The following is a 17,196-nucleotide window of genomic DNA, read 5'->3' as shown; positions in this document are numbered from 1 at the left end:
ACGAGCGGCTATGGACCGGCAGACTCCGCCCCGTACCCACACCAACAGGTGACGCGATAACCCATCAAAGAGTCACGAACCGCCCTCTCAGAGCAAGGTCCTGCAAGAGCGCAGGCCCCGTTCCGTCACGTGGGTGGTGGTGCTGATCTGGGTTCAGGTCGTCGCCAATGCCTTCGGCGGCTGGCTCGTTCTCGAACTCGCCCAGGAGGAATGAGAGCCACGGTCGCGAGGTCCCGGGCGTGGTCTCTCTCCTCGGCTACGCGTCCTTCCTGGCAGCGGCGCTCCTCGCCGTGTGCGCCGTGCTTTTGATGCGGCGTCGCGTCGCCTGGCCGCGTTACACGGTCATCGTCGTCGAGTGGCTGTTGGTCACCTCCTGGGTCATGGCGCTCCTGGCCGCAGAGGGTGGTGGCGGGGCGGGCATTCCTCCGGTCATTCCCGTGATCGTGGCGATCCAGCTCTCCAAGCGAGAGCTGGCCGCCTGGTACGAGGGGTAGCCGGCCGCATCGTCGATGACGGCGCGAGGAGTGCCGTGGGCCCGGTTCATGGGCGCGTCGGGCCCGCGGAGACCTTCGCCTCTCCGGCCGCCCGGTCGATGCCCTCACGGACGTGTGTCAGCAGGTCGGCGAGGTCGTCGGGGCGGGCCTGGGGAGCGGCCGGGCCGGCAAGCGAGCGGCGTAGCCAGTCGGCTGTGGCGAGAGCGAGCGCCGCGGCCTTCCCGGCCTCTTCGTCCGCGAGCAGCGCCTCGATCCGGTAGCCGAGGTCGGACAGGGTTTCCTCGTCGGTCTGCGGCACGAGGACCTCATCCAGACCCGCCGGGTACGGTTCCTGCTCGCGGGAATCCCGCAGGGCGCCGATCACTTCCGGGGTGTCGCCGTACTGATCCAGGAGACCGAGGAGGGCGTAGAGCCGCGCCGTGAGCCGGGGGCGGCCCGGGTGGGTGTCCAGCCACTCCATCAGTTCGTTCTCCCCGCCGAGATGCGCGGTGACCTCCTGGAGCGCTTCCTTCACCTTGTAGGGCAGGTCCCAGCCGTGGGGCAGCAGTTCGGCCACTTCCCGGGCGAGTCCGGCCTCGTCCTGCTCGCCGAGTGTGCCTGCGGTGAACCCGCGCACCTTCGCCGGGTCGAGGACGAGTTCTCCGTGCCCGGCCCGAGCGATGGAGGAGGGCCGGGCGCGGCGGCGGTGGGCGAGTCGGTCGCCGGCCCTGTGAAGCAGCTTCTCGTGCACGAGAGACCTCCTCGCCGCCGGTAGCCGCAGTGCTGGTGCCAGGGCGGATACTTTCTTTCCATCATGCGGGCGCCCCGCGGGATCCGCGACTCGACCACCGGGCTCTGCGGCAGGACCCCGGAGAGCCTCCCCGGCCGGATAGGCGTTTCGTGGATGCATCCGGCTCCGGTGGTTGTTTTCCGCCCCTCTGTTGTGGCGCGTCGGGCCGCTCATCGTCGGGGATTCATCACGTCCGGGAATTCTCCGTGTGGCTCCGTCAGGACCGTGGCCACGCTCGTTTTGCCGCCTCCCGCCTGCTTCGATACGCTCGCGCCCGAACCTTGACCGTGGAAGAGCGTCATGACCGACACCATCACCAGCGCCGCCAACCCGCTCGCGAAGCGGGTGAAGCTGCTTGCGAACCGAAAGCACCGGCGGCGTGAGGGTGCCTTCGTCGTCGAAGGGCTGCAGCCGGTGTGGTGTGCCGTCGAGGCGGGCTGGGAGGTCGAAACGCTGCTCGTCGCCCCGGGTCTGCTGACACATCGGGCGGCTTTGCACATGGTCGAGGAGCAGGAGCGGGCGGGAGTCGCCGTGGCGCGGTTCGGCGCGGAGCTGTTCCAGCGCCTCGTCGACCGCGACGGGCCCAGTGGCATCGCCGCCGTCCTGCGCAGCCGGGCCGGCGGGCTGGATTCCCTGGGCGTCGGCCCCGGCGGGGTCTTCGTCGCCCTGCACCGTATCGCCAATCCGGGCAATCTCGGCACGATCATCCGCACCGTCGACGCGGTGGGCGGGGCCGGTGTGATCCTGATCGGGGAGACGGTGGACCCGTATGCGCCCGCGGCGGTCAAGGCCAGCATGGGGTCGCTCTTCGCGGTTGATGTGGTGCACACCCCCGACGCCTCGGAGTTCTTCACCTGGGCCGCGGCACACGGTGTCGCGGTGGCGGCCACGTCGGGTTCCGCGGACGAGGATCACTGGGACGCCGCGTACGATCCCCCGCTCGCGTTCCTGCTCGGCAGCGAGCGGGAGGGGCTGCCGGAGGAACTGCTGGCCCAGGCGTCCCGCCGCGTGCGCATTCCCATGGTGGGCACGGTCGACTCACTGAACATCGGTGTGGCCGCGTCGATCATGCTGTACGAGGCCCGGAGGTACGGCGAGGACAGGCGGGCCCTCCCCCGCGGGTGACGGAGCCGTCTCTCCTTACGGCTCGGGAAGGCGGTCGAGCACCTTGGGGGCCAGGTCCCGGGTGAGGGAGCACAGCTCCTGCTTCGGCGACTCACCGATGATCCCCACGGAGACCACCTCGGTGTGGCCCTCGGCGATCGGGCCGGCCTTTCCGTACTCCACCTCGACCGAGCACATCGGCAGGCTGGGGCCGAGCAGCCCGTCGTTCGTCGCGGGGCTGTACGTCAGCACTGCCGGGCGTCCTCCCACCGTGAGGGCGCGTCCGTCCCCGGGCTTGTCGAGGTGCTCGAAGAGCACCGACAACTGCGGTTCCTCGATGCTCTCGCCGCCCCAGGAGCAGCTCTGGCCGGCGAACTCCTCGTGCCGCACGCCGGGGTCGATGTCCGGAACCCGGGCCGCCTCGCTCTCCTTGACCAGTTCGCACGCGTTCTGGTTCGCCAGCGAGTCCGGAGCATGGTGTGCGGAAGGGATGTCTCCGGTCCTGAGCCGGCGGATGACGTCCCCGGCGGCGGTGTCGGCGATCCGGCAGGCGCGGGAGCCCGACTCGTCCCCGTAGACGCCGATCGCGACCGCTGCGGTCCGTTCGCGCACGACCACGTCCCGGGTGCAGTTGCTGCCGCCCCCGAGGTCGCTGATGCCCTCGCTTTCGAGGACCGTGACGCCGTCCCGGAGGACGGGCACCGGTGAGGGGTCGCCCGCGGCGACATCGCTGGCACCCGCCTGGAGGTCCACGAAGACCGAAAGGGACTCGCTGTCCGGTCCGTCGAGCAGGATGTCGCACTGGCCGTAGCTGATTCCGCGGTCGTATTCGATCTTCCCGAACCGTGCCAGCACGTCCTTGCCGATCATCTTGCAGGGGTCGGCACCGCGGAGTCCCCGGGGGCTGACGGACAGGGAGGCTTTGCGTGGCTCCGCCGCCGGCTTGGAGTGCGCTGGCGTGGACGAGGGCCGCGGGACCAGTCGACCGCTCGAACATCCTGCGCCGAACAGGGCGAGGGCGGTGACGAGCGCGAGTCTTGCCGTTCGGCGGCTGTGCCGGGGCCGGGCACGCGGAGGGGGATCGGATCGCGGCATGCCGCAACGCTAGAACAACGGGCGGGGACCGGTCCCGTGTTCACCCGGTGCGGCAGGCCCGCCGCCTCGGGGATGACGTCCCTGGCCGCGTCCGACAGCCCCGTACCGCAGGCACGTCCTCACCCGTCCCGCCGACTCAGCCGGCGACGTCGTCCGCCGACGTCGGGCCGAGTTGTGTGGCGTCGGCGTACTCCGGCATCGTCATGGGCTGGTCGAACAGGAAGAACGACTGGTTCGTGCCGACGGTGAACTCCATGTACGCGCCGGTCGTCGCGTCGAAGCCGAAGTAGGCGTTGCAGGCCGTGCCCGAGTCGTACGTGCCGTCCATACCCGGTTGCGCCACGACCACCTTGCCGTTCGACGAGGAGTCCACCGACTCGGTCGGCGTGAGCTTCTTGCAGCGGGGCACGGGCAGGCCCTTCATGACGAAGTACCCGTACTCGCCCTTGCCGTTCTGGATGTAGACGTACGACAGCTTGCCGCGCTTGCCCCAGGTCTTCACCCACTCGTTGATGGCCTCACGGGTCGGCGAGTAGGTCATCTTCCCCGCGGGCTGGTTCGCCACCAGGGCGTCGTAGTTGTCCTGCTTCGCATCGTTCTCCTTGCCCCGGCTGGAGTCGTCCTCGCAGGCGGCGAGGCCGAGGACCGCGATGAGCGCCAGCACGGACGTCACGGCGATACGGGCGATCGTCTTCATGGTGTCCCTTCCCCTTCCCTCTTCCCTCGGTGCCGACGTCGTCGGCGCAGGCCGCGGTGCCGGCGGCGTCCGGGCGGAGCGGAAGGCCGTGGTCGCGCTGAGCGGTGCGGGGGTGCCGGCGGATCGGTCGCGTACGGACGCCGCACGGGGCCTGCCGGAGCCCATTCTGGGGCGCGGGCACCGGGAGGGGTCCCGCGCCGGCGGCTACGCCGCGGGGAGTAGCGGCGGTGCCGCCCGCCGGGGGACGCAGGCCGGGGCGGTGCGGCCGATGCTGTGGGGCATGTCTCTACGTGCTCGTGTCACCGTGCTCTGTCTGGTCGTCTCGTGCTTGCTGCCCACCGTGGTCGTGCCGGCCATCGCCGCGGTGCCCGATCCCTCCCTCGTACGCGTGGACGGCGGCCTGCTGCGCGGCGAGCCGGGCGGTGACGTCGTGCGGTTCCGGGGGGTGCCGTACGCACGCCCGCCGGTCGGCGAGTTGCGCTGGCGCGCGCCCCGGCCGGCGCTCCCCTGGTCCGGAGTGCGCGACGCCACCGCCGCGGGGCAGCGGTGCGCGCAGCCCTCCGGCGGCGGCGAGGACTGCCTGTACGCCGACGTCACCGTGCCGCTGCGGCCGGGGCGCGCCGGGCCGCTGCCGGTGATGGTCTGGCTGCACGGCGGAGGCCTGACCAGCGGCTCCGGGTCCGACTACGACGCCGCGCGGCTCGCCGCAGACGGCGACGTGATCGTGGTGAGCGTCAACTACCGCCTCGGCGCCCTGGGGTTCCTCTCCCACCCGGCCCTGGACGACCGGGACGGCGTGTCGGGCAACCACGGCCTGATGGACCAGACCCGGGCGCTGGCGTGGGTACGGACCAACGCGGCGGCATTCGGCGGTGATCCCGGGCGCGTGACGCTGGCCGGGCAGTCGGCGGGGGCGCGCAGCGTCTGCGGGCATCTGGCCTCGCCCGCCTCACGCGGCCTCTTCCAGCAGGCCGTCGTGCAGAGCGGCGCCTGCGCCAACCCGGTCCTGACGAAGGCCGCGGCTGACGCCCGGGGTGCGCGGGCGGCGCGGGACGTCGGCTGCGCCGGCGCCGCGGACGTCGCCGCCTGCCTGCGCCGCGCACCGGTCGCCGCCCTGCTCGACGCGCTGAGGGACGTCGAGAAGCCGGTCACGGGGACGATCACCGATGACGCCTGGGGGCCGGTCGCGGGCACGCCGTTCCTGCCGCGGCAGCCGGGCACGGCACTGCGGGACGGCGCCGCGGCCGGGATCCCGCTGCTGATCGGCAGCACCCGCGACGAGATGCGCTCCTTCGTTCCCGCCGCGTACGACCTCGGCGGGGATCCGCTGACGGCGCGGCGCTACGCCGAGGTCCTGCGCGAGACGTTCGGCGGCGACGCCCCGGCCGTGCTGCGGCGCTATCCGGTCGACGGCGATCCGAGTCCCGTGCTGGCCCTGTCGCGCGTGCTGACCGACTGGGGCGGCCGGATCGGCGCGTGCCCGATGCTGGCCACCGCGGCCTCCGCCGCCCGTCACGCGCCGGTGTACGCGTACGAACTGGCCCAGGACAGCGGCACGGTGGTCGGCGGCGTCCCGTTCGGCGCCCACCACGGAGCCGATCTGCCCTACCTGTTCGACCTGCCGTGGGCGAAGCCCGGTCCGCCTGACCTGACCGCCGCGATGACCGGCTACTGGAGCGCCTTCGCCCACCGTGGCGACCCCAACCGCGCGGGTCTGCCCCGGTGGCGTCCGGTAAAGGCGGAGGGCGCGGCGGGCCGGCCCCACGTGCTCGCGCTGGCCGACGGCGCCCTCGCACCCGTGCCGTTCGCGGCCGACCACCGATGCGGCTTCTGGGCCGGCCGGTGACCTCCGGGCTCGGGCACTACGTGGGTGCGGGGCCGGTCGCGGCGGCGGGCAAGGTCGCCGCGGCGCGCACGACGGCGAAGAACCGCGGCTCGTTCCCGGCCAGCCCGGCGGCGGCCAGCGCCCGGTCCGCGTCGGCCAGCGGCCCGGCCAGCACCGCCGCGGCCAGCCCGGGACCGCCGGGCTCGGCGAGCGCCGCCTGCGCGCTGCGCACGAGCCGGCGGTACGCCTGGGCCGCGGTCACCTCGGCGGTGTCGTCCGCCATCGTCGCCTCCGTTCGTCGGACGTGTGTCGTACGCGCCCAGTGTGCCGGGAGGCACTGACATCGCCCGTGCGAACTCGCCCGCCGCCGGGGCCGGTTGGCGGCCGGGCGGGGTTTCGCGGCTGCGGCGGGGCCGGCGGGCGGACCCGCCTCCCGCGGTTCTAGCGGGTCAGATAGGCACCGAGGGCGTCGGCTTCGCGGCGCAGCCGGGCCGCGGCTTCGCCCTGGCCGCCCGTCTCGTAGACCCCGGCCTCGGTGTGGCGTTCGGCGATCTGCGCCCGCAGCAGGGCGCGTACGTCGTCGGCGGAGAGCACCCGCCGGGCCGCCTCGGCCGAGCCGACGCCGGCGCTGGCGCCGGCGACGTGTTCGCTCCCCTGATCGGCGGGGGTGCCGGGTGCCTGGACGGCTTCGGCGTTGTCGATGGCGGCGAGTGCGGTGCGCAGCGCGGAGACGGTTTCGCGGCGGCGTTCCTTCATCGCGGCGCGGAGGTCCGCGCGCATGAGGGACCGCAGTGCCTGCGCGTCGTCGGTCGTCTCCGGGCCGGTGGGCGGGTCTGCCGCTGCCGCTGTCATGCGCCCAAAGTACCCTTTCCGCCCCGCGAGGCGGTTCCGCGTCGGCGGACGGCATACGCGCGGCGGGAGGGCCGTCCGCCGGCGTACCGGCCGGGTGTCAGCGCTGGCGGGCCGGGCGCACGACGATTTCGCTGACGTCCACCTCCGGCGGCTGCGACAGGGCGTACGAGACGGCCCCGGCGATGGTGTCCGGACCGATCGCGTGGGCGCGGTAGGCGCGCATGGCCTCGGCGGCGCCGGGTTCGGTGATGGTGTCGGCGAGTTCGGAGGTGACGACGCCGGGTGAGACGGTCGTCACCCGCACCGAGGGGTCGGACTCCTGCCGCAGGCCCTCGGTGATCGCCCAGGCCGCGTACTTCGTGGCGCAGTACACGGCGCCGGTGGGCACGACCTCGTGGGCGCCGGTGCTGGCGACCGTGACGAAGTGCCCGGAACCCTGTGCGCCGAAGGCGGGCAGCGCCGCGGCGATGCCGTGGAGCAGCCCGCGCACGTTCACGTCGATCATGCGGTCCCACTCGTCGACGAGCAGGGAGTCCAGCCGCGACAGCGGCATCACCCCGGCGTTGGCGACGAACACGTCGACGCGGCCGTGGCGGGCGCGGGCGCCGGAGACGAAGTCCTCGACGTCCGCGCGGTCGGTCACGTCGAGGCGTACGGGCTCCAGCGTGCCGCCGGCGCGGGCCGCGGCGCCGGCCGTCCGCTCCGCGAGGGCCTGAAGCCGGTCGGTGCGGCGGGCGCCGGCCACCACCCGGTGGCCCTCGGCGGCGAGCCGGGCGGCGACCGCCTCGCCGATGCCGCTGCTGGCGCCGGTGACGAGGACGGTCTTGCGGCCTGCAGGGATCTTTTCTGCGTGCTGTGTGGTCATGGTGACGAGCCTGGGCCGGCGGCGGTGCCCGCGGGAGAGACGGCGTCCTCCTGGGTGCGGTGCACCCAGGTACGGTCGCCGGTGGGCGCCTACCCTGGCTGGATGGCCCGTACCGAACTGGGAGCGTTCCTCACCGCGCGTCGCGCCTGCGTCACCCCGGCCGCGGCGAACCTCCCGGTCACGGGGGTCCGCCGGGTGCCGGGGCTGCGGCGCGAGGAGGTCGCCCTTGTGGCCGGGGTCAGCGCCGACTACTACATACGGCTGGAGCAGGGCCGGGAGCGGTCGCCGTCCGCGCAGGTCGTCGAGGCGCTCGCCGCCGCGCTGCGGCTGGACGAGGACGGCCGGCTGCATCTGTTCCGGCTGGCCGGCCTCGCACCCCGCGCCCGCGCGGCCACCGTGCCGGACCGGGTGGAGCCCGGCTTGCTGGCCCTGATGGACGCCTGGCCGCAGAACCCCGCGGTCGTCTACAACCGCGCGTATGACGTCCTCGCCTCGAACGCCCTCGCCGACGCGCTCTTCCTCGGCTGGCCGCACGCGCGCAACTTCATGGACGTCGTGTTCACCGACCCCGCCGCGCGCTCCTTCTACCGCGACTGGCACGACGTGGCACGCAACGCCGTGGCCGGCTTCCGCCTGGGCCACGGCGCGGCGCCGGACGACCCGCGGGTGCGGCAGGTGCTCGCCGGGCTGCTGGAGTCGAGCCCGGAGTTCGCGGAGCTGTGGGCGCGGCACGACGCCCGTGGCAAGGCGCTTGAGCACAAGCGCTTCACGCACCGGGATGTGGGCCCGCTGACGCTGACGATGCAGACCTTCGACGTGCGCGCCGCCCCCGGGCAGGAGTTGGTCGTGTACCACGCGGAGCCGGGCTCGCCCAGCAGCGAGGCGCTGGCGCTTCTCGGCTCGCTCGCCGCGACCGCGGGTCCCGGCTGACGGCACGGGCCGTACGCGCTCAGCCGGGCAGGTGCAGCCGGTAGGCGTGGGTGCGGCGGTACGGGCGGAAGCCGAGCTGTTCGCCGAGGGCGAGCACCCCGGCTTCGCCCTCGGCAGCGGCGGTCTCCACCTCGCTGATCTGCGGGTGTTCGGCGTGCAGCCGGCGCAGCATCTCGGCGGTGATCCAGCGGCCGAGGCCGCGGCGGCGGTGGTCCGGTACGACGGTGAGGTGGCAGTGCTGCGCGCGGGGGGCGGGGGCGGGCGGGATGAGGACCTCGGTGTAGCCGGCGACGGCCCCGGTACCGGCGTGCAGGGCGGCCACCGTCAGCAGCCGGCCGCTGCCGGTCCGGGGCGTGCCGGCTGCGGTGCCGAGGGCGAAGCCCGGGACGGCCGCGGCGAGGCCGTCGGCGCCGTCGGCGGCCGGTGCCGGGCCGGTACGGGCCGGTGCGGCCGTCTCCGGCGCCGGGACGGCGGGTGCGTACCAGGTGGTGAGGCGGTAGCCCGGGTGGTCGGCGAAGACCAGCTCCGCGAGCCAGGCGCGGTGCACCTCGGCCAGCGGCAGCAGCAGGTGGTGGATGACACGCTCGCGGACGAAGCCGTGGCGCAGGCAGAAGACGTCCGCCGGAGTGCACGCCGGAGCCGCCGCCCGCAGGGTGACCCAGCCCTCCTCCCGGGCCGCGGCGGCGACCGCGGCCAGCATCAGGGTGCCGGTACCGCGGCGGCGGGCGGCGGGGTGGACGAAGAGCTGCAGTTCCCCCGTCGTACGGGCCGGGCCGGGCGAGGTGGCCGGCCGCACCCCCGCGACGGCCGTCACCTCGCCCCCCGCCCCCGTGGCCGCCCACCCCGGCGGTATCCCGCCGCCGGGGTGGGCGGCCCCCCGTAGTCCGGCGAGGACCTCTTCCCGTACCGGCGCCGGAACGCCGGGCAGGTCCGCCTCCCGCGCGGCGGCGACGACCGCACGCCAGGCGTCCGCGGCCGGCGCGGCGTCGCGTACGACGGCGATCTCCACCGGTGAACTCATGGCCCCAGCCTCGCCGCCGCCCGCCCGGTGAACAACGGCCGATCCCGGAACGTCCCATAACCCGTCGGTTATCGATGAGGGCGGGGGATTCATAACCGACGGGTTATCCGCCGTTGCCGGATCGGCCGTTGTTCGCGGGGGGCGCCGGACCGAGGCTGGTCCCGGCAGAGAAACCGGCAGGAGTACACGGAGCCACCGAAGGGGGCGCAAGGTCCATGACCGCCACCGCACGCACCGGCAGGGTCTGGTTCGTCACCACCGCAGGACACGGCGCAGGGCGGGCCGTCGCCGCGGCAGCGCTGGCGCGCGGCGAACGGGTCGCGGCGCTCGTACCGGACGAGGCCGCCCGGGACCGGCTGCTGGCGCGGTACGACGAGCACCGGCGCAGATTGTTCGTACGGGCGCTGGACGTGGCCGACAACTGGGCGGTGAACGCCACCGTATGCGCCGCCGCCGACCGGTTCGGCCGCCTCGATGCGATCGTCAACGACGCCCGGCCGCCGCGCCGCTCCCCCGACGACGACGCGGCCGGAGCCGGGGAGGCGGCCGGGCGGGTCGGGTGGATACCCGAGGCGGCGGCGCGGGCCCGGCTGGAGTCGGCGTTCTTCGGTCCGCTGTGGGTCACGCAGGCCGTGCTGCCGTTGCTCTACGCGCAGCGCTCCGGCCATCTGCTGCAGCTCTGCGGCTCCGTGGCACCGCCGGGGACACCCGGCGCCGCGCTGGACAGGGCCGGCACCTGCGCGGTGGTGGCACTGAGCCGGGCCACGGCGTGCGAGGCGGCGCACCGGGGAGTGGACGTCAGCGTCGTGGGCGGGCGGCCGGACGCCGGTGCGCTGCTGCGGCTCGTCGACGGCGCCGCCGCGCGCCGCCGGGCGGCCACCGCTCCCCCGTCCGCCTCCGGCGCAGGTCAGGGCGCGGCGGCCTGAGGTGACGGAGGCGGGGCGGGCGGGATACGCTCCCTGGACGGTGCCGGATTCCGGGCACGGCCGGGCGATACGGGGGTGCGGGATGGAGCTGCGGGACATAGAGATCTTCCTCGCGCTCGCCGAGGAGCTGCACTTCGGCCGCACCGCGGAGCGGCTGCACGTCTCGCAGGCCCGGGTCAGCCAGTCGATCGCCAAGCAGGAGCGCCGCATCGGGGCGCCGCTGTTCGAACGCACCAGCCGCCGGGTGGAGCTGACGGCCATCGGGGCGCAGCTCCACGGCGATCTGCAGGCGGGATACCGGCGGATCCAGGACGGCATCGAGTCGGCCGCCGCGGCGGCCCGCGGCACGACCGGGGTGCTCACGCTGGGGCTGATGTGCGCCCAGGCGTTCGACCAGGCGTCGATCCTGGCGCAGTTCAAGGACCGCTACCCGGGTGTGGAGCTGCGCTTCCGCGAGGTGGTCTTCAGCGACCCGTTCGGCATGCTGCGGACGGGTGAGGTGGACCTGGAGGTCACCTGGCTCCCGGTGCGCGAACCGGACCTGACGGTCGGCCCGGTGCTGGCCCGTGAGCCGCACGTGCTGATGGTCGCCGAGGGACACCCCTTCGCCGCCCGCGGTTCGGTGAGCCTCGAAGACCTCGCGGACTGCGTGTTCCCGCAGCCGGTGAACCCGGTGCCGGCGTACTGGATGCAGGCGCTGATGCCGGCGCGTACCCCGTCCGGGCGGCCGATCCCCGCCGACGGGCCGAAGATCGCCACGTTCCAGGAGGCGCAGGCCGTGGTCGCGGCAGGGGACGCTGTGTGCGTGGTGCAGGGTGAGGCGGCGCGGCACTTCCCACGGCCGGGCATCGCGTACGTGCCGATCACCGAGCAGCCCATGGGCGTCTGGGGGCTGATCTGGCGTACGGCGCACGAGACGCCGCTGGTCCGGGCCTTCGTCCAGTCGGCCGTCGACACCCTCGCCGCCGCCGAGACGCGCGCCGGCGCAGACGGCCCGCAGGTCTCCGGGCGGAGCCACGCCCTACCCGAGCCCGCCATCGCCCGCGGCTGAGTCCGCACGGGCGGTTCAGAGCAGGGAGTTCCGCTTCAGCACGGCCACGGCGCCGACCGTACGGTAGCCGCGCCACTCCAGCGCGGCGGCGGGCGAGAACGACCCGAAGTCGACCAGCCAGCCGCCGTCCTCCTGCTGCTCAGCCGCCAGCCGGCTCAGCTCGGCGTCGACGACCTCGGGGGCGTACAGGGTGCGCGCGGGACGGCCGGGCTCGGGAGCGACGTCGAGCGGGCGGATCGCCTCGCCCTCGGAGCCGCCGGTGACGGGCAGGATCCCGTCGTCGGGGATGAGCGGACGCAGCCGTTCCAGCAGGGCGGTGGCCCGCGGGTGGGTGTCGGAGGCGGCGTCGAGGAAGCGGATGGCGAAGGACAGCTCGATCGCGTGCGGCTTGTCGCCGACGGCCTCGACGGCGTCCAGGCAGTAGCGGGTGGCCCGCTCCAGCCAGGGGTGGGCGGCCACGGCGGGATCGTGCGCGGCCAGCCTCAGGGCGGTGCCGGCGGCGAACGCGGTGCTCTGCAGGGTGGAGACGTGAGGGTCCGCCTGTGTCCAGAAAGGCGCGCAGCCGGCGGGGTCCGCCACGGGCAGCGCGAAGGGCAGCCCGCCGTCGGGCAGTGTGACGCTCAGCAGCCAGTCGCACAGCCGCACCGCGTGCGGGGCCGTGGCCGGGGCGGCGTCCGCGAACGCCTCGAAGGCGTGCAGCGCGCCGCCGGGCTGGCTCTCCGGCGCCCGCAGGTCCGGCTCCAGGCCCCAGCCGTAGCCGCCGTCGGAGTTGCGGTAGCCGTCGACGGCGGCGAGCACGGCGGCGGGCTCCGCCGCACCGAGCAGCAGTTCGAAGCGGCGGCGGTCCAGGAGCCGCGCGTGGGTGGCCATGAACGAGGCGGCGGCGGAGAGGTCTGCGGTCATACGCCCACGATGGCAGCGGACACGGGCGGTGGTCTTGAACGTTTCGGACGTGTCTCCCGGGCGGGACCGGGCGGCCTAGCCTGACGGCATGGGCCTGTTCGAAGTGGAGCGCACGGTGCAGACGTCGGCGGCGGAGGCGTGGGGCCGGCTCACCGACTGGCCGGCGCACGGCGGGAGGGTCCCGCTGACCCGGATCACCGGTGTCTCGGTGCCCGCGACAGGCGTCGGCGCCCGGTTCACGGCGCGTACCGGTGTGGGTCGGGTCGGCTTCGACGATCCGATGGAGGTCGTCGCGTGGTCGCCGCCCGGCGCCGGACGGGCGAGGGGGCGGTGCCGGCTGGTCAAGCGGGGGCGGGTGGTGCGCGGGTGGGCCGAGATCGAGGTCGGCGGGCCGGAAGCGGATGCCCGGGACGGGGCCGGCGCGGTGCGCGTGGTGTGGCGGGAGGAGCTGGGGGTGCGGGGCGTGCCGCGCGCACTGGATCCGCTGGTGACGTGGACCGCGCGCCGGGTGTTCGGGCGCGTCCTGGACGGTCTGCTGCACGGCCGCTGAACCGCGTTCCCTCCCGCATGCCCTCGGTCGGCTCCCGTCAGCCGCCGGCCCGGAACGAGAACATGGTCACACCCGAGGCTGCCCTCACCCATCCTTTAGCCCGCCTGGCTAGCATCCGACCATGACTGTCCTGCCCGATGACGGGCTCTCCCTGGCGGCCGAGTTCCCCGACGCGTCGCACGAGCAGTGGCAGCACCTGGTGGCCGGCGTGCTGCGCAAGTCCGGGAAGGACGTCTCGGGCGCCGAGGCGGAGGCGCTGCTTTCCACCCCCGTCGGCGACGGGCTGCGCACCTCGCCGCTCTACACCGCGCGTCACCGCGCACCGGACCCGGGGCTGCCCGGCTTCGCGCCGTTCGTCCGCGGCGGGCGGCCGGAGGGGAACACCGCGGGCGGCTGGGACGTACGCCAGCGGCACGCGGTGCCCGACGCCGGGGCGGTACTCGACGATCTCGAGAACGGCACCACGTCCCTGTGGCTCGCCGTCGGCGGTGACGGCATACCCGTGGCGGCCCTGGCGGACGTCCTGAAGGACGTCTACCTCGATCTGGCGCCCGTCGTCCTCGACGCCGGCGCCGAGACCGAGCCGGCCGCGCGGGAACTGCTGCGGCTGTATGAGGAGCGCGGGGTCGCCGCCGACGCCGCCCGGGGCGGCCTGGGCGCCGACCCCCTCGGCCACGAGGCCCGTACCGGAGTCCCCCGGGACACCGCCGCCATGGCCGCCCTCGCCCGGCTGTGCACCGACCGTCACCCGGGCCTTCGGGCCGTCACCGTGGACGCGCTGCCGTACCACGAGGCCGGCGGATCCGCGGCGCAGGAGCTGGGCTGCTCCCTGGCCACGGCGGTCGCCTATCTGCGGGAGCTGACCGCCGCGGGGCTGAGCGCCGCGCAGGCGTGCGGCCAGGTGGAGTTCCGGTACGCGGCCACCGCCGATCAGTTCCTGACGGTCGCCAAGCTGCGGGCCGCGCGGCGGCTGTTCGCGCGGGTGGCGGAGGTCTGCGGGGCGCCCGCGGCGGGCGCGCAGCTCCAGCACGCGGTGACCTCGACGGTGATGGCCACACGCCGCGACCCCTGGGTGAACATGCTGCGGACCACGGTGGCCACCCTCGCCGCCGGGGTCGGCGGAGCGGACGCCGTGACCGTGCTCCCCTTCGACCACGCGATCGGCCTGCCGGACACCTTCTCCCGGCGCATCGCCCGCAACACCTCGGCCATCCTCGTCGAGGAGTCGCACCTGGCGCGGGTCATCGACCCGGCGGGCGGCTCCTGGTACGTGGAGCGGCTGACCGACGAACTCGCGCACGCCGGCTGGGCGTTCTTCCAGGAGATCGAGCGGGCCGGCGGCCAGGCCGCCGCGCTGCGCTCCGGAATGGTCGGCGAGCGGCTGGCACGCACCTGGGCCGAGCGCGGCGAGCACCTCGCCAGCCGGCGCGAGCCGGTGACCGGGGTCAGCGAATTCCCCGACCTGGCGGAACAGCCCGTCGTCCGCGAGCCGCTGCCCGAGCCGCCGTCCGGCGGGCTGCCGCGGGTGCGCAGGGACGAGGCGTTCGAGGCGCTGCGGGCGCGCTCGGACGCGCATCTGGCCGCGACCGGCGCCCGGCCGCGCGTCTTCCTCGCCGCGCTGGGCCCCGCCGCGGTGCACACGGCGCGGCTGACCTTCGCCGCGAACCTGTTCCAGGCCGGTGGCATCGAGCCCGTCACCGGCGGCACCTTCGCGGAGAGCGGTGCGGCCGAGGCGTGCCTGTGCTCCGCCGACGCGGTGTACGAGGAGCAGGGCGCCTCCGCCGCGGCGGAGCTGCGGGCCGCCGGGGCGCGGCACGTGTACCTCGCCGGGCGCCCGGGCCCGTACGACGGTGCCGACACCTACGTCCACGCGGGCTGCGACGCCGTGGCCGTGCTGACCGACGCACTCGACCGCATGGGAGTGGCCCGATGACCGTCCCCGACTTCTCGGACATCGAGCTGGGCACCCCGGCCCCGGCGGCCGGCCCAGACGAGTGGCGAGCCGCGGTGAAGCGCCGCGGCGACGGCGGCGACCTCGGCTGGGAGACGCCCGAAGGCATCGCGGTCCGGCCGCTGTACACCGCGCAGGACCTGGCGGACCTGGACTTCCTGGACACCTACCCGGGCATCGCACCGTATCTGCGCGGCCCGTACCCGACGATGTACGTCAACCAGCCCTGGACGATCCGGCAGTACGCCGGCTTCTCCACCGCCGAGGAGTCCAACGCCTTCTACCGGCGCAACCTGGCGGCCGGCCAGAAGGGCTTGTCCGTGGCCTTCGACCTGCCCACCCACCGCGGCTACGACAGCGACCACCCGCGGGTGACCGGCGACGTCGGCATGGCGGGCGTGGCGATCGACTCGATTCTCGACATGCGGCAGCTCTTCGACGGCATCCCGCTGGACCGGATGACCGTGTCGATGACGATGAACGGTGCGGTCCTGCCGGTGCTGGCGCTGTACATCGTGGCGGCGGAGGAACAGGGGGTGCCGCCGGAGAAGCTGGCGGGGACCATCCAGAACGACATCCTCAAAGAGTTCATGGTCCGCAACACCTACATCTACCCGCCGAATCCGTCGATGCGGATCATCTCCGACATCTTCGCCTTCACCTCGCGGAACATGCCGCGCTACAACTCGATCTCGATCTCGGGTTACCACATCCAGGAGGCGGGCGCGACGGCCGACCTGGAGCTGGCGTACACCCTCGCCGACGGCGTGGAGTACATCCGCGCGGGCCGGGACGCCGGCCTGGACGTGGACGCTTTCGCACCGCGGCTGTCGTTCTTCTGGGCGATCGGCATGAACTTCTTCATGGAGATCGCCAAGCTGCGCGCGGCACGTCTTCTCTGGGCGAAGCTGGTCACACGCTTCGACCCGCAGAATCCCAAGTCGCTCTCGCTGCGCACGCACTCGCAGACCTCCGGCTGGTCGCTGACGGCGCAGGACGTGTACAACAACGTGACGCGCACCTGCGTCGAGGCGATGGCCGCCACCCAGGGCCACACGCAGTCGCTGCACACCAACGCGCTGGACGAGGCGCTGGCGCTGCCGACGGACTTCTCCGCGCGGATCGCCCGGAACACCCAGTTGCTGCTGCAGCAGGAGTCCGGTACGACGCGCGTGGTCGACCCGTGGGGCGGCAGCGCGTACGTGGAGCGCCTGACGTACGACCTGGCGCGGCGGGCCTGGCAGCACATCGAGGAGGTCGAGCAGGCCGGCGGGATGGCGCAGGCGATCGACGCGGGCATCCCCAAGCTGCGGGTGGAGGAGGCCGCGGCGCGCACCCAGGCCCGGATCGACTCCGGACGGCAGCCGGTGATCGGCGTGAACAAGTACCGGGTGGAGTCCGACGAGAAGATCGAGGTGCTGAAGGTCGACAACTCCGCGGTGCGGGCGCAGCAGATCGCGAAGCTGGAGCGGCTGCGCGCGGAGCGCGACGAGGCCGCCTGCCGTGGTGCGCTGGACGACCTGGCGCGGGCCGCCGGAGGCGGGGGAAACCTGCTGGAGCTGGCGGTACGGGCCGCGCGCGCCCGGGCAACGGTGGGCGAGATCTCGTACGCGCTGGAGACGGTCTACGGGCGGCACGCCGGGCAGATCCGTACGATCTCCGGTGTGTACCGGAACGAGGCGGGCGAGTCGCAGTCGGTGGCGCGGACCAGGGCGCTGGTGGCCGAGTTCGCGGAGGCCGAGGGCCGGCAACCGCGCATCCTGGTCGCGAAGATGGGCCAGGACGGGCACGACCGCGGGCAGAAGGTGATCGCCACGGCCTTCGCCGACCTCGGCTTCGACGTGGACGTCGGCCCGCTCTTCCAGACCCCGGCCGAGGTGGCGCGGCAGGCGATCGAGGCGGACGTGCACATCGTGGGGGTGTCGTCGCTGGCCGCCGGGCACCTGACGCTCGTGCCGGCGCTGCGCGAGGCCCTGGCGGAGGAGGGACGCGCGGACATCATGGTCGTGGTGGGCGGCGTGATCCCGCCGCAGGACGTCGCGACGCTGCTGGACATGGGCGCGGCGGCGGTCTTCCCGCCGGGCACCGTGATCCCCGACGCCGCGTACGACCTGGTGAAACAACTGGCCGCCGGTCTCGGTCACGGCGCCGCGTGAGCGAGTG

Annotated in this window: 17 protein-coding genes; 9 read left to right on the top strand and 8 right to left on the bottom strand. The window is 74.1% G+C overall.

The genetic code is table 11. The features are described 5' to 3' along the window. The first annotated feature begins 239 nt into the window (after positions 1–239). Positions 240–494, top strand: coding sequence for a hypothetical protein (locus tag I003_RS37085; protein WP_486584391.1), 255 nt, complete (start codon positions 240–242; stop codon positions 492–494). Positions 495–540: 46 nt separating this feature from the next. Here the strand turns inward: I003_RS37085 and I003_RS0126190 are convergent, their stop codons facing one another. Then, the gene (locus tag I003_RS0126190) at positions 541–1,224 is read right to left on the bottom strand and encodes a hypothetical protein (protein WP_027774217.1); all 684 of its coding nucleotides are present in this window, start codon (positions 1,222–1,224) and stop codon (positions 541–543) included. A gap of 339 nt (positions 1,225–1,563) precedes the next feature. Here I003_RS0126190 and I003_RS0126185 point away from each other — a divergent pair, with 339 nt between their 5' ends. After that, positions 1,564–2,388 carry a TrmH family RNA methyltransferase gene (locus I003_RS0126185; protein WP_027774216.1) on the top strand — a complete coding sequence of 275 codons (825 nt, stop codon included), beginning with the start codon at positions 1,564–1,566 and terminating at the stop codon, positions 2,386–2,388. 15 nt (positions 2,389–2,403) lie between these two features. On the opposite strand, the gene I003_RS0126180 is transcribed toward I003_RS0126185, so the two are convergent. Both I003_RS0126180 and I003_RS0126175 read right to left on the bottom strand, forming a co-directional pair. Continuing rightward, entirely contained in the window at positions 2,404–3,237 is an 834-nt protein-coding gene (locus I003_RS0126180) for a hypothetical protein (protein ID WP_027774215.1), read from the bottom strand. A gap of 361 nt (positions 3,238–3,598) precedes the next feature. After that, positions 3,599–4,159: a hypothetical protein gene (locus I003_RS0126175; RefSeq protein ID WP_027774214.1), complete on the bottom strand. Its 561-nt coding sequence runs from the start codon at positions 4,157–4,159 to the stop codon at positions 3,599–3,601. Between I003_RS0126175 and I003_RS0126170 the strand changes: the two genes are divergently transcribed. Further along, positions 4,113–6,005: a carboxylesterase/lipase family protein gene (locus tag I003_RS0126170; RefSeq protein ID WP_486584390.1), complete on the top strand. Its 1,893-nt coding sequence runs from the start codon at positions 4,113–4,115 to the stop codon at positions 6,003–6,005. The two genes, I003_RS0126175 and I003_RS0126170, sit on opposite strands and share 47 nt — an antisense overlap. 16 nt (positions 6,006–6,021) lie before the next feature. Here the strand turns inward: I003_RS0126170 and I003_RS0126165 are convergent, their stop codons facing one another. The 3 genes from I003_RS0126165 to I003_RS0126155 all read right to left on the bottom strand — a co-directional run bounded on the left by I003_RS0126165 (position 6,022) and on the right by I003_RS0126155 (position 7,701). Then, the gene (locus I003_RS0126165) at positions 6,022–6,267 is read right to left on the bottom strand and encodes a hypothetical protein (protein WP_027774212.1); all 246 of its coding nucleotides are present in this window, start codon (positions 6,265–6,267) and stop codon (positions 6,022–6,024) included. Positions 6,268–6,425: 158 nt separating this feature from the next. Further along, positions 6,426–6,836: a GatB/YqeY domain-containing protein gene (locus I003_RS0126160; protein WP_037721765.1), complete on the bottom strand. Its 411-nt coding sequence runs from the start codon at positions 6,834–6,836 to the stop codon at positions 6,426–6,428. A gap of 97 nt (positions 6,837–6,933) precedes the next feature. Beyond that, complete coding sequence (locus tag I003_RS0126155) at positions 6,934–7,701, bottom strand: SDR family oxidoreductase (protein ID WP_051368490.1); 768 nt, start codon at positions 7,699–7,701, stop codon at positions 6,934–6,936. Between the two features lie 102 nt (positions 7,702–7,803). Between I003_RS0126155 and I003_RS0126150 the strand changes: the two genes are divergently transcribed. Next, positions 7,804–8,631: an MmyB family transcriptional regulator gene (locus I003_RS0126150; protein ID WP_027774209.1), complete on the top strand. Its 828-nt coding sequence runs from the start codon at positions 7,804–7,806 to the stop codon at positions 8,629–8,631. A 19-nt stretch (positions 8,632–8,650) separates the two neighbouring features. Here the strand turns inward: I003_RS0126150 and I003_RS0126145 are convergent, their stop codons facing one another. After that, entirely contained in the window at positions 8,651–9,652 is a 1,002-nt protein-coding gene (locus tag I003_RS0126145) for a GNAT family N-acetyltransferase (RefSeq protein ID WP_486584389.1), read from the bottom strand. Between the two features lie 215 nt (positions 9,653–9,867). Here I003_RS0126145 and I003_RS0126140 point away from each other — a divergent pair, with 215 nt between their 5' ends. Together I003_RS0126140 and I003_RS0126135 are read left to right on the top strand one after the other, a co-directional pair. Beyond that, a complete protein-coding gene (locus I003_RS0126140) occupies positions 9,868–10,578 on the top strand; it encodes an SDR family NAD(P)-dependent oxidoreductase (RefSeq protein WP_027774207.1) in 711 nt (236 codons plus the stop codon). 82 nt (positions 10,579–10,660) lie between these two features. After that, positions 10,661–11,629 (top strand): LysR family transcriptional regulator, encoded by a 969-nt coding sequence (locus tag I003_RS0126135; protein WP_027774206.1) that lies wholly within the window; start codon positions 10,661–10,663, stop codon positions 11,627–11,629. Positions 11,630–11,644: 15 nt separating this feature from the next. On the opposite strand, the gene I003_RS0126130 is transcribed toward I003_RS0126135, so the two are convergent. Then, positions 11,645–12,532, bottom strand: a complete 888-nt coding sequence (locus I003_RS0126130; RefSeq protein ID WP_027774205.1) for a hypothetical protein — start codon at positions 12,530–12,532, stop codon at positions 11,645–11,647. 88 nt (positions 12,533–12,620) lie between these two features. On the opposite strand from I003_RS0126130, the gene I003_RS0126125 reads away from it, so the two are divergent. From I003_RS0126125 to scpA, 3 genes are all read left to right on the top strand, one after another. Further along, positions 12,621–13,082, top strand: coding sequence for a hypothetical protein (locus I003_RS0126125; RefSeq protein WP_027774204.1), 462 nt, complete (start codon positions 12,621–12,623; stop codon positions 13,080–13,082). 121 nt (positions 13,083–13,203) lie between these two features. Continuing rightward, a complete protein-coding gene (locus I003_RS0126120) occupies positions 13,204–15,015 on the top strand; it encodes a methylmalonyl-CoA mutase subunit beta (protein WP_027774203.1) in 1,812 nt (603 codons plus the stop codon). Continuing rightward, complete coding sequence (gene scpA, locus I003_RS0126115) at positions 15,012–17,189, top strand: methylmalonyl-CoA mutase (RefSeq protein WP_027774202.1); 2,178 nt, start codon at positions 15,012–15,014, stop codon at positions 17,187–17,189. The genes I003_RS0126120 and scpA overlap by 4 nt, the downstream gene beginning before the upstream one ends. Positions 17,190–17,196 lie beyond the last annotated feature (7 nt).

The sequence above is a fragment of the Streptomyces sp. CNQ329 genome (assembly GCF_000482585.1).
Note: the sequence above shows the minus strand (reverse complement) of the source record. Positions and strands in the feature narration are given on the sequence as shown.

Coding starts and splice junctions, on each gene's coding strand:
- I003_RS0126160 (WP_037721765.1), bottom strand. CDS start 6,836: ATGACAGCGGCAGCGGCAGACCCGCCCACCGGCCCGGAGACGACCGAC.
- I003_RS0126180 (WP_027774215.1), bottom strand. CDS start 3,237: ATGATCGGCAAGGACGTGCTGGCACGGTTCGGGAAGATCGAATACGAC.
- I003_RS0126130 (WP_027774205.1), bottom strand. CDS start 12,532: ATGACCGCAGACCTCTCCGCCGCCGCCTCGTTCATGGCCACCCACGCG.
- I003_RS0126165 (WP_027774212.1), bottom strand. CDS start 6,267: ATGGCGGACGACACCGCCGAGGTGACCGCGGCCCAGGCGTACCGCCGG.
- I003_RS0126140 (WP_027774207.1), top strand. CDS start 9,868: ATGACCGCCACCGCACGCACCGGCAGGGTCTGGTTCGTCACCACCGCA.
- I003_RS0126170 (WP_486584390.1), top strand. CDS start 4,113: ATGAGCGCCAGCACGGACGTCACGGCGATACGGGCGATCGTCTTCATG.
- scpA (WP_027774202.1), top strand. CDS start 15,012: ATGACCGTCCCCGACTTCTCGGACATCGAGCTGGGCACCCCGGCCCCG.
- I003_RS0126155 (WP_051368490.1), bottom strand. CDS start 7,701: ATGACCACACAGCACGCAGAAAAGATCCCTGCAGGCCGCAAGACCGTC.
- I003_RS0126135 (WP_027774206.1), top strand. CDS start 10,661: ATGGAGCTGCGGGACATAGAGATCTTCCTCGCGCTCGCCGAGGAGCTG.
- I003_RS0126175 (WP_027774214.1), bottom strand. CDS start 4,159: ATGAAGACGATCGCCCGTATCGCCGTGACGTCCGTGCTGGCGCTCATC.
- I003_RS0126185 (WP_027774216.1), top strand. CDS start 1,564: ATGACCGACACCATCACCAGCGCCGCCAACCCGCTCGCGAAGCGGGTG.
- I003_RS0126150 (WP_027774209.1), top strand. CDS start 7,804: ATGGCCCGTACCGAACTGGGAGCGTTCCTCACCGCGCGTCGCGCCTGC.
- I003_RS0126125 (WP_027774204.1), top strand. CDS start 12,621: ATGGGCCTGTTCGAAGTGGAGCGCACGGTGCAGACGTCGGCGGCGGAG.
- I003_RS0126120 (WP_027774203.1), top strand. CDS start 13,204: ATGACTGTCCTGCCCGATGACGGGCTCTCCCTGGCGGCCGAGTTCCCC.
- I003_RS0126145 (WP_486584389.1), bottom strand. CDS start 9,652: ATGAGTTCACCGGTGGAGATCGCCGTCGTACGCGACGCCGCGCCGGCC.